8 protein-coding genes and 2 pseudogenes are annotated in these 11,496 nt (G+C 62.7%); 9 read left to right on the top strand and 1 reads right to left on the bottom strand.

The window, feature by feature from the left end; genetic code table 11:
* Positions 1-71: 71 nt before the first annotated feature.
* Together ABZ728_RS19630 and ABZ728_RS19635 are read left to right on the top strand one after the other, a co-directional pair.
* Positions 72-1,745 carry a peptidase domain-containing ABC transporter gene (locus ABZ728_RS19630; RefSeq protein WP_366658014.1) on the top strand — a complete coding sequence of 558 codons (1,674 nt, stop codon included), beginning with the start codon at positions 72-74 and terminating at the stop codon, positions 1,743-1,745.
* Positions 1,742-3,070, top strand: coding sequence for an HlyD family type I secretion periplasmic adaptor subunit (locus ABZ728_RS19635; RefSeq protein ID WP_366658015.1), 1,329 nt, complete (start codon positions 1,742-1,744; stop codon positions 3,068-3,070). Before ABZ728_RS19630 ends, ABZ728_RS19635 begins: the two co-directional genes overlap by 4 nt.
* A 23-nt stretch (positions 3,071-3,093) precedes the next feature.
* Here ABZ728_RS19635 and ABZ728_RS19640 read toward each other — a convergent pair whose 3' ends face one another.
* Entirely contained in the window at positions 3,094-3,969 is an 876-nt protein-coding gene (locus tag ABZ728_RS19640) for an IclR family transcriptional regulator (protein WP_366658016.1), read from the bottom strand.
* Between the two features lie 158 nt (positions 3,970-4,127).
* Here ABZ728_RS19640 and ABZ728_RS19645 point away from each other — a divergent pair, with 158 nt between their 5' ends.
* From ABZ728_RS19645 to argE, 7 genes and pseudogenes are all read left to right on the top strand, one after another.
* The gene (locus ABZ728_RS19645; protein WP_366658017.1) at positions 4,128-5,699 is read left to right on the top strand and encodes an ABC transporter substrate-binding protein; all 1,572 of its coding nucleotides are present in this window, start codon (positions 4,128-4,130) and stop codon (positions 5,697-5,699) included.
* Positions 5,700-5,866: 167 nt separating this feature from the next.
* Positions 5,867-6,844, top strand: a complete 978-nt coding sequence (locus ABZ728_RS19650) for an ABC transporter permease (RefSeq protein ID WP_366658018.1) — start codon at positions 5,867-5,869, stop codon at positions 6,842-6,844.
* Between the two features lie 101 nt (positions 6,845-6,945).
* Positions 6,946-7,062, top strand: a pseudogene (locus ABZ728_RS19655) (ABC transporter permease); the annotation flags it as partial.
* A 432-nt stretch (positions 7,063-7,494) separates the two neighbouring features.
* A pseudogene (locus ABZ728_RS19660) lies at positions 7,495-8,175 on the top strand (ABC transporter permease); the annotation flags it as partial.
* On the top strand, positions 8,168-9,190 hold the full coding sequence (locus tag ABZ728_RS19665; protein ID WP_366658019.1) for an ABC transporter ATP-binding protein: 1,023 nt from the start codon (positions 8,168-8,170) through the stop codon (positions 9,188-9,190). The pseudogene ABZ728_RS19660 and the gene ABZ728_RS19665, both read left to right, overlap by 8 nt.
* Complete coding sequence (locus ABZ728_RS19670; protein WP_366658020.1) at positions 9,187-10,254, top strand: oligopeptide/dipeptide ABC transporter ATP-binding protein; 1,068 nt, start codon at positions 9,187-9,189, stop codon at positions 10,252-10,254. The genes ABZ728_RS19665 and ABZ728_RS19670 overlap by 4 nt, the downstream gene beginning before the upstream one ends.
* Positions 10,255-10,259: 5 nt before the next feature.
* Positions 10,260-11,468 carry an acetylornithine deacetylase gene (gene argE, locus ABZ728_RS19675; protein ID WP_366658021.1) on the top strand — a complete coding sequence of 403 codons (1,209 nt, stop codon included), beginning with the start codon at positions 10,260-10,262 and terminating at the stop codon, positions 11,466-11,468.
* Positions 11,469-11,496 lie beyond the last annotated feature (28 nt).

Genomic DNA, 11,496 nt, shown 5'->3' on the forward strand with positions numbered 1-11,496 from the left:
TTACCAAGAATCATTATTGTTATGATAATAGAAAAATATAGTTATTGCCATGGTAAGGCATAAATGGAAAGATGGCGAATAAAGAAAATAGAAATATAGAAAATGTTGGCGAGATTCCGCTCTCCTGGTTCGGCAAAACGCTGTGGAAGTTCACTCCATTCTACCTGGAGTTAATCTTTCTCGCCATATGCCTGCGCCTTCTGGGCTTGGTGGAGCCATTCATCTTTCAGGTCGTCATCGACCGTATTCTGCCGTTCGAGCGGGAAGCGTCGCTGATCGCGATCGTGGCGATTTTCGCGGCTGTCAGCCTGTTCCAGGTCGGCTTCCAGGTGCTGTCGGAACTGCTTGGCGTGCTGACCGCGAACCGGGTGACCCGCGAGTTCGGGGCGCGCATATTCGACCATCTGTTCAAACTGCCCTTCCACTATTTTCGCAGATGGACAGTGGGCGAAACAATCGCGCGCATCAGCGAGACGGATACGATCCGGAATTTCCTGATCGGAACGACGACCGGCGTATTGCTCGACCTGGTCTTCGTGGTCATTTACATCGCTGTCCTGTTCATGCTGTCCACGACGCTGACCCTGATCATTCTGGCCGCCTTGCCGATCCAGTTCCTGATCTATTTCGGCTTCGGCCCCTTCCTGCGCCGCCGACTGCGCGCCCAGTTCGACGCCGGGGCGCAGCATCAGACCCAGATGGTGGAAAACATCTCGGGTATTGCCGCCGTCAAGGCGATGAGCGCCGAGGGTGAGATGCTCAACCGGCTTGACCAGACCCTGCATGCAAATCTGAATGCCGGCTATCGTGTCGAGGTGCTGCAGATCTGGAGCAACAAGCTTCTATTCGCGATCGAGCAGGCCATCACCATCAGCATCATCTATTTCGGGTCGCAGCTTGTCTTTGCCGGCGAGATGACGCTGGGTGAAATGATCGCGTTTCATCTGCTGGCGCAGAAGGTTACCGGACCGATCGAGAATTTTGCGGCGCTCTGGGAAAGCTGGCAGAATGTCCGCGTTTCGCGCCAGCGGTTGGGCGATGTTGTCAATTCGCCGATGGAGCCGTTCGATGCGCTTCCCAAACTGGCGCCCCAGGTCGAAAACCGGCTGGAGTTCAGGCAGGTGGATTTCGGCTATGATCCATCGGTTCCCATTCTGCAGAACTTCAACTTCCTGGCCGCCCCAAACACGGTGACCCTTGTCGTCGGACCGTCCGGCGTTGGAAAATCGACCTTCGGACGGTTGGCAACCGGAATCGACGTGCCGGACAGGGGTGCGGTCCTGTTGGGCGGCGAGGATATCGCAGACTACGACCCCCACGACGTTCGCTCGAAAATCGCCTACGTCCCTCAGGAGCCGTATCTCTTCTCGGGCACCCTGCGGGAAAACCTTATCCTGGGCGATGATGGTGCCGATGACGCTGAACTAGCCCGCGCCTTGCGCATATCGGCGGCGGAAGACCTGATCGCGCAATTGCCGATGGGGTTGGAGACGCCCGTCGGTGAGCGAGGATCGGCCCTGTCGGGCGGTCAACGGCAGCGCGTCGCGATCGCGCGGTCGTTGATCGTCAGACCCAAGGTCCTCATCCTTGATGAGCCGACAAGCGCGCTCGACAGTTCGGCGCAGAAACGCATGGCGGCCACGCTTGAAGAACTGAAGCAGGAAGCCACGCTGATCGTCATCACGCATAGCCCCGCGGTTTTCGCCAATCCTGATCAGGTGGTCGATTTCGAGGCCTTGCGATGAGCGTTCATTCGCGGCCAATTGACCTTCGATCGCCGACGCTGCATGCATCGATCCTGTTTACGATTCTCGTCTTCGCCACGATTGTGCTGATGTCGATCATCTTCAAGGTCGAGGTTGTCGCTCGCGGGGAGGGGCGGGTCGTTCCCGTCAGCAGGGTTCAGGTCGTGCAGCCTGAATTCTCGGGCCGCATCGAGGCGATTCATGTTCGCAACGGCGATGCCGTCGCGCAGGGTGACGTCCTGATTGAACTGGATGCAACGTCGGCGGTTTCCGATCTACGGACGAACATTGCCGAGCAGCAACGATTGCTTATCGAAAGGGCGAGAGTCGGTGCGCTTGTTCGAGCGTTGATCACCCTTGATCTGCGGGCAGAGACTTTGGTCGAAGAGAGCCAGGCACTGTTTGATTTGCCCGCCAATCTGAGTGGTCATCCGTACGCGACTGAGCAAAGTAACCTGCTGGAAGCTGAAATCCTGGATTTGCAAAGTTCAATCGCTCAAATCGATGCGCGCGAGGAATCGAGCCGCCGGGCAGAGGAAGTAACGCGCGCCAGCATTGCGCGTATCGATGCCGCGCTGGAAACCCAGGGCGACAGGTTGCGAACAGCCGAACATCTTCTGGAGCGAGGCGCCACCAGCCGCACCGACTTTCTTGATGTGCAACAAGCCTTCACCGATATGGAAAAGGACCGGGACATCAATCTGCGTGAACTGGATCGGCAAGCCGCCGAGCGTGTTGCCCTTGAAGCCGAGCGGCGCCGCCTTGTGACCGAGTTGCGCAGCGACCACCTTGGGCGCATCACTCAGATCGAGGCCAGATTGTCGACCCTGACCGAGGAGGCGCTTGCCCTGGAGCGACGGGTCAACGTGTCGACATTGACCGCGCCGGTTTCCGGGATCGTCGATCGACTCGGTGTTTACACCATTGGCGGCGTTGCCGAGGCCGGTGATGAATTGCTGCGCATCGTTCCGACCGAAGTCCAGATCGAATTCGAGGGTCAGTTCACGAACCAGGACATAGGCTTCATGGAAGTGGGGCAACGCGCCAACCTGGGTATGAGTGCCTACCCCTCGGAACGGTTCGGTTTCGTGAGGGGCGAAGTGTCTGATATCGCCGCCGATTCGACCGAGGTCAGCGAAGGGCGGTGGGGATACGTCGTTCAAATCACTCCAGAGGCCAATGTTCTTCAGGTCGGCAACGACACCTTCTCGCTGCGTCCCGGGATGACTGCCACGGTCGATGTCACAACAGACGAAAGACGGATCATTACCTATTTCTTCGCGCCCATTGTCAGAACGATTCAGGACGCGATGGGCGAGAGATAAACCGGCGGTTTGCCGACGCCTCGCTACCAGGGCTGCCAGCCCTTGAGGGCGTCGGTAATGGCCCGCGCCGCCCGGATCACGGCAGGTCCCAGGCTGTCGGCGGCTTCGTTCGCTGTCCAATGTGCGGTAGAAGTGGTCACGCCAATGGCGGCGACGGGCGTGCCGTTGCCGTCGATGATCGGCGCGGCAACCGACAGTTCGCCGGGCGAGGCTTCTTCATCGACGAGGGCGTATCCCTGTTCCCTGATCGTCTCCAGCCGGACCAGCAGTCGTTCCGGATCGGTGATCGTGTTCGGGGTCATGGCCTCCAGCGGCCCGTCAGTCAGTTTCTGGCGGCGTTCGGCGACCGGCAGGCGCGAGAGCATGGCGAGGCCGGTCGACGTGCCGTGCGCCCACATGCGCCGCCCGATCAGCGATGACGGATTGATCCGGCGCGCGCCGGGCATGCGGATCAGCACGACAGCATGCGGCCCGTGCAGAAGCGAGATATTGACCGTTTCGCGCCACTCGTCGCGCAGCGCGACCACGACGGGGATCGCGGCCTCGTACAAGGGGCTGGAAGTCAGGAAATGATAGGTGCCGTCAAGCGCCTTGGGCGACAACCGGTACCGGCGCGTCCGCTCGTCCCTGGTCAGATAGCCAAGCCTGGTCAGCGTATGCACCGACCGCTGCGCGGCGGGAACCGGAATATCGGCGGCCCGCGCGATCTCGCTCAGGCTCTTGGGCGCCCAGCCATCGGGAAACGTCTCCAATACCTTCAAACCGCGCGCCAGGGCCGCGATGAAAAGCCGATCCTCTTTCCCCGCAACCTTGTCAGTGGCTTCCCCCGGTTCGCCCTCCGACGCCGCCATGTCCGAAGGATCGTCAGGATTCGGCACGTCCGCATTGAAGCGTGGCATCGGTTGGCTCACTGTGGTTGACGCGCGCAGAGCTTCATGTTCATACTAACTTAATCCGATAATAAGTTATCGGTCTGCGATAAGTCAAATACGACATCGACCTACCAGTGGCGGCACGACCACACCGGTCGTTGCCGCCCGGAACAGGGGGAAGCAAAATGTTGAAGAGAACTCTCCTGGCCGCCGTGGCCGGAAGCGCAATGATGGGCGGCAGTGCCGCCATGGCCGAAGATCTGACGATTGCGCTGGCCTCCGAGCCGAGCGCGATGGATCCGCATTTCCACAATCTCGGGCCCAACAACGCGATCACCCGGCACATCTACGAGCCGCTGGTCCTGCAGGATGAGAATCAGGGACTGACGCCCGGGCTGGCGACCGATTGGGGTCCGACGGACGATCCGCTGGTCTGGGAATTCGAACTGCGCGAAGGCGTCACCTGGCACGACGGGTCGGAGTTCACTGCCGCCGACGTCGCCTTTACCGTCGAGCGTGCCCAGAACGTGCCCAACAGCCCGTCCAGCTTTGCCACCTATCTGGGTGAAATCGCCGAGGTCGAGATCGTCGACGATCATACCGTCCGCTTTCACACCGAAGAACCCGCGCCGTTGATGGCGAACAATCTTTCGACCGTCTATATCGTCAGTGAAGCACACGGCGAAGGCGCCGCGACCGAAGATTACAACAGCGGCGAAGCGGCGATCGGAACCGGCCCTTACAAGTTCGTTGACTACACGCCCGGCGACAGCGTCGTCATGGAAGCCAACGAGGACTATTGGGGCGACGCGCCGGAATGGGACACAGTGACGTTCCGGCCGATCACAAGCGCATCGTCACGCGTCGCCGCGCTGCTCGCCGGTGATGTCGACGTCGTCGAGGCCGTGCCGACCGCCGATATCGAATCGATGCGCGAGACCGAGGGCGTCAATCTCTATCAGGGTATTTCCAACCGCGTCATCTATATCCACCTGGACAGCGACCGCGATGTGACGCCGCATATCCAGGGTCCCGATGGCGGTGAGATCGACAACCCGCTGCAGGACGTCCGGGTTCGCCAGGCCCTGTCCATCGGCATCGACCGCGAGGCGATCGTCGAGGAAGTCATGGAAGGCGTGGCCATCCCGGCCGGTCAGCTTCTGCCCGACGGTTTCTTCGGTGTTTCCGACAATATCGAGGTGCCGGAATACGACCCGGATCGTGCGCGCGAACTGCTGGAAGAAGCCGGCTATGGCGACGGCTTCCAGATGACCGTTCACGGACCGTCCGGACGGTATATCAACGACGAGGCCGTGCTTCAGGCCGTCGCCCAGATGTGGACAAGGCTTGGAATCGACACGTCGGTCGATGCCATTCCGGTTTCGGTCTATTTCGGCCGCGCGTCAAATCTGGAATTCTCGGTGATGCTGGTCGGCTGGGGCGCCGGATCGGGTGAGGCGTCGTCGCCGCTGCGCGCGCTGCTGGCCACCCATGATCCGGATTCCGGTTTCGGTTCGACCAACCGCGGCCGGTATTCCAGCGAGGAAATGGACTCCCTGCTGCGTGAGGCGCTGGTGACCGTCGATGACGACGAGCGGGCCAGGTTGCTTGCCGAAGCAACGGAAATCGCCATGGAGGAAGTCGGCCTGATCCCGACCCACTTCCAGGTCAATACGTGGGGAACCCGCGACGGTCTGGTTTACGAGCCGCGTACCGACGAGTACACGCTCGCGACCAGTGTCAGCCCGGCTGAGTGAGCCGCGCTGACCGATAAGTCCGCCGACTGAAGCTTTGTCGCCGCCGTCGTGGTTCCGGCTGCCCCTTGCGGGGGGCGTCGGAGGCACCGGCGGCACACTGCAAGGCTAAGTCCGTTTCACGAAGCGGCCGCGGCCTTCGCCGCGCCGCTTCATCCGGATCATGCGCCATGACAGTCTTTATCATCCGCCGGTTGCTGCAGAGCCTTCTGGTTCTGGCTGCGATGACGGTCATCGTGTTTGTCGGCGTCTACGCCATCGGCAACCCGATCGACATTCTGATCGCGCCGGACGCCAGTGAAGCCGAGCGTCAGCGTGCGATCGTCAGCCTCGGGCTGGACCGGTCGCTGCCGGCGCAATATTTCTCGTTCATCGGCGGATTGCTGCAGGGCGATCTCGGCCGATCCTTCGTGTTCAATGAACCGGCCCTGACCCTGGTGCTAAACCGGTTGCCGGCGACCCTGGAACTGGCGCTGGCCGCACTGATGATGTCCGTATTCATCGGCGTGCCGCTCGGTCTGTGGGCCGGACTGAAACCGGAAAGCGTGGCCGGACGCTCGATCATGGTTGGGTCGATCTTCGGCTTCAGTCTGCCGAATTTCTGGCAGGGCCTGATGCTGATCCTGTTGTTCGCGGTTCTACTGGGATGGTTCCCGGCCGGTGGTCGCGGCGTGCCGGGAGAATTCATGGGATTCCGGTCCAGCCTGTTCTCGCTGGATGGCTGGCAGCATCTGATATTGCCGGCGGTCAATCTGGCGCTGTTCAAGACATCGCTGATCATTCGACTGACCCGCGCCAGCGTCCGCGAGGCGATCAATCTCGATTTCGTCAAGTTTGCCCGGGCCAAGGGCCTGCGCGAAAGCCGCATCATCGGCATTCACGTGCTCAAGGTGATCATGATTCCGCTGGTGACGGTGATCGGGCTGGAATTTGGCTCGCTGATCGCGTTCGCCGTCGTCACCGAAACGGTGTTCGCCTGGCCGGGCGTCGGCAAGCTGATCATCGACAGCATCTTCGTTCTTGATCGGCCGGTGATCGTCTCGTACCTGATCGTGATCGTCCTGATGTTCATCACCATCAACCTGATCGTCGACATCCTTTATTCGGTGTTCGACCCCCGCGTTCGTCTGGAGGATGTCGGCACATGACGGCGGATACCGCATCGGGCCGAGGCGGCGGATTGTCCGCCCCGTCGGGCTCACGAGCCGTGCCACCACCGGCAAAGGTCCGGTGGCGTGACACCCCCTTCATGCGTATCGTGGTCGATTTCCTGCGCCGTCCCACGGCGGTGATCGGCCTGATAATGCTGACGATCATCGTTGTGGCGGCGATACTGGCGCCTTTGATCACGCCCCAGAACCCCTACGATCTGAACGAGATCCGGATCGAGCACAGCCGGCTCGCCCCCGGTGCGTCGGGCCGGGCGCCGCCCGCCGAGCAGGATCTGACTTTCTCCATCGATCCGGCCGCGGGCGGCGGTGAAACAGTGGCCGAATTGTCCGGCGACGCGCCGTTCACCGAAGTCACCACCCGGTGGGAGCAGGTCGCCGACGACAGGATCGCGCTGACGCTGGATGTGATGCCGCAAGAGGGGCTGGAAACGCTGGCCGACGAGTTGCGCCTGCTGGGCCTGCCCGACGGCGCCGAGGCGAGCGTCGGCGAACAGCATCCGTTTCGAAGTTTCTGGATCATGGATCCGGAGGATCTGACGAGTTTCGAGATTGTCAGTCCCGACGGGTTTGCCGAGCCGTTCGAGATCACCATCCAGGCCGAGCAATCGGAAGGCCTGATCGAGAATACCTATGTTCTGGGCACCGACGGACAGGGCCGGGACATGCTGTCGGCGATCATCTACGGCCTGAGGATCTCGCTCATGGTCGGGGTGTTCAGCGGCGTCATTGCCATGACCATCGGCCTCGCCGTGGGGATCACGGCGGCCTACAAGGGCGGCCGCGTCGACGCGATCACGATGCGAATCGTCGATTTGCAGCTCAGTTTTCCGGCGATCCTGGTCGCGCTCATGATCCTGGCCATTCTGGGCCGTGGGGCGGACAAGGTGATCATGGCGCTGGTGCTGGCGCAGTGGGCCTACTACGCCCGAACCGCACGATCCGCCGCCCTGGTCGAGCGCAGCAAGGAATACATCGAAGCCGCACGCTGTCTGGCGATTTCGAGCAGCCGGATCGTCTTTCGCCACCTGTTGCCCAACTGCCTGCCGCCGCTGATCGTCGTGGCGACGGTGCAGGTCGCCAACGCCATCGCGCTGGAGGCGACGCTGAGCTTTCTGGGCATCGGCATGCCGTTGACCGAGCCGTCGCTCGGGCTGCTGATCTCCAACGGCTTCGACTATCTGCTGTCGGGCCGGTACTGGATCAGCGTTTTTCCCGGCGTGGCCCTGGTGATCACCATCGTCGCCATCAATCTGGTCGGAGACCGGTTGCGCGACGTCCTGAACCCGAGGTTGCGTCACCATGGCTGACTCTCTTCTCTCCGTCACCGACCTGGAAACCCGGTTCGACAGCTCCGCCGGGCCGATCAAGTCGGTCAACGGCATCAGCTTCTCGATCAAGCGCGGCGAGGTGCTGGGCATCGTCGGCGAAAGCGGGTCCGGCAAGTCGGTGACCGGCTTTTCCATCATGGGTCTGGTGGATGCGCCGGGCCGGGTGGCCGGCGGATCGATCCTGTTCGACGGTCAGGAACTGGTCGGGCTGCCGGCCGAGGCGATGCGCCGTCTGCGCGGCAAGCGGATCGCGATGATCTTTCAGGATCCGATGATGACCCTGAACCCGGTGCTGCGCATCGACACCCAGATGATCGAGGCGATCCAGGCCCACGGCCGTGTGCCGAAGGCCGAGGCGGAAAGGCGTTGTATCGACGCGCTGAACACCGTGGGCATTCCCGCGCCGGCCGAACGCTTCCGTGCCTATCCGCACCAGTTGTCGGGTGGTATGCGCCAGCGCGTGGCGATCGCCATTGCCCTGCTGAACGAACCGGATCTTATCATCGCCGACGAGCCGACAACGGCCCTCGACGTGACGGTGCAGGCCCAGATTCTGGCGGAGTCCCAGCGTCTGGTCGAGAGCAAGGGCGTCGCCATCATGTGGATCACCCACGACCTGTCGGTGGTCGCGGGTCTGGCCGACCGGGTCGCCGTCATGTATGCCGGCAAGATCGTGGAGCAGGGACCGACCGACCGAATCGTGGAAGCGCCGCGGCATCCTTATACGGCCGGGCTGATCGCGTCGGTACCGTCGCGCAACCAGCGCGGCACGCGGCTGACCCAGATACCGGGCGTTATGCCGTCGCCGCTGTCGCTGCCGACCGGCTGTCCGTTCCGGACACGCTGTCCCAAGGCGCAGGAACGCTGTGAAGTCATGCCCGAGGAGAGCGGCGATCCGGCGGGCCATCGCTGGCTGTGTCATTTCCCGGTCGAGCCGGGCGAAACGCTCACGCCTCCGGACGAGGCCAGGCAGAATGTGGAGCCGATCGCATGAGCACCACTGTAAAGAGCGCCGGTAAGCAGAGGGCGGGTGAACGGGGCCCAGGGGAACAGGAGGCGGGCGACACGCCGCTGGTCGATCTGCAATCGATCACCAAGACGTTCTCGCGCCCCCTCGACGTCGCCGCGAAGATCGCCCGATCGGTCGGTGTGACTGTCAGGGAGTCGACCGTCCATGCCGTCGATCGCGTCGATCTGGCGATCAGGCCGGGCGAGGTCGTCGGGCTGGTTGGCGAAAGCGGCTGCGGCAAGTCCACGCTCGGCCGCGTCGTCGCCGGGCTGCACAAGCCGACGTCGGGGCGCATGCTTTATCGCGGTCAGCCGGTGACGGACATCAAGGGCGCCGAGGCGCGGCATCTGGCGCTGACCATCCAGATGATCTTTCAGGATCCGATGGCGTCGCTGAATCCGCGCCTGAAGGTGGCCGAGATTATCGGTGAGGCGGTCAGGGTCCACAAATTGGTCCCGCGCAGCGACCTGGACGATTATGTGGTCGAGGTCATGGGCCGGGTCGGTCTGGATCCGACCTATCGCACGCGCTATCCTCACCAGTTCTCCGGCGGTCAGCGCCAGCGCATCGGCATTGCGCGGGCTCTGGCGGTTCAACCGGAGATGCTGGTCTGCGACGAGGCGGTGGCGGCGCTCGATGTCTCGATCCAGGCGCAGGTGCTGAATCTTTTCCTGGATCTGCGCGACGATCTCGGGCTGACCTATCTTTTCATCAGCCACGATCTGGGCGTGGTGGAGCATCTTTCCGACCGCGTCGTAATCATGTATCTCGGCCGTGTCGTCGAAAGCGCAAAGACCGAAGAACTGTTTGCGGACCCCAATCATCCCTATACCGTGGCGCTGCTGGCCGATGTGCCGCGCCTGGAAGCCGGCAAGCGCCGGTTTCATCCGATCAAGGGCGAGATCCCGTCGCCCCTGGCGCCGCCGCCGGGATGTCATTTCCATCCCCGCTGCCCGCACGCCCACGAGCGCTGCCGCGTAGAGGCGCCGGCGCTGAAGGAAATTGCCCCCGGCCGACTGTCGGCCTGCCACCTGAACGACGAGAAGTGATCGCCATGCCGACCTCCGCCCATTCCGCCGCCGACACGACCGCCGCGAGCACGGCAAGCCCCAGTCCGGATACCCTGGAATGGCTGCGGACTCTGGTCGGCTTTCCGACGGTCAGCCGGGATTCCAATCTCGACCTGATCCATCATGTCCGCGATCGGCTGGCGGAATTGGGTGTGGAGTCGGTCGTGCTGCCGCGTGAGGACGGCTTCAAGGCCAATCTGTGGGCGCGCATCGGACCGGATGCACCGGGTGGCGTGGCGCTCAGCGGGCATACCGACGTGGTGCCGGTCGACGGTCAGAACTGGACCAGCGACCCGTTCATCCTGACCGAGCGCGACGGCCTGCTGTATGGCCGCGGTTCAGCGGACATGAAGGGTTTTATCGCCTGCGTGCTGTCGAAGGTGCCCTCGATGAAGGCGGCCGGCCTGAAGGCGCCGATCGATCTGTGCTTCTCCTATGACGAGGAGGTTGGCTGTCTCGGCGTCGATGGACTGATCGCCCATATCGGCACGCTGGCGCACAAGCCCGACTGGGTGCTGGTCGGCGAGCCGACCGGCATGGGCGCGGTGACCGGGCACAAGGGCAAACTGGCCATGGCCTGCACCGTGCGCGGGCGCACCGGCCATTCCAGTCTGGCGCCGCACGCGGTCAACGCGGTCCAGATCGCTTCGCGGCTGGTGGCGATGCTGGCAGACATGGCCGATGAAGCGGCGGCCAAAGGCGTCCACGACGACCGTTACGACCTGCCACATACGACGGTTCATGTCGGCCAGATCGAGGGCGGGCGCGCGTTGAACATCGTGCCGGATGAATGCCGGTTCGAATTCGAAGTCCGCCATCTGGCGGTCGACGATCCGATGGATACGCTGACACGACTGCAGGCCTATGCCGACACGCTGATCGAGCAGGCTCGCGACGTCGCGCCGGAGGCCTCGGTAACGTGGGAGCCGATCTTCAAGTATGACGGCCTCGACATGCCCGAAGATGCCGAACCGGTGCGCACGGTTCAGCGGCTCGCCCGCACCAACACCTCCAGCCGGGTTGCCTATGGCACCGAAGGCGGCAAGTTTCAGGCAATTGGCGGCCTTGCGGCCGTGGTTTGCGGCCCCGGCCATATCATCCAGGCGCACAAGGCCGACGAGTTCATCGACCCCGCCCAACTGGCCGCGATGGAAGGTTTTCTCGACCGGCTGATCGCGGAACAGTCGGAATAGGAAGGGCCGGGCCGGCTTCGGTCGTGGA

The sequence above is a fragment of the Fodinicurvata sp. EGI_FJ10296 genome (assembly GCF_040712075.1).
In the GTDB taxonomy this organism is placed as follows: Bacteria; Pseudomonadota; Alphaproteobacteria; order DSM-16000; family Inquilinaceae; genus JBFCVL01.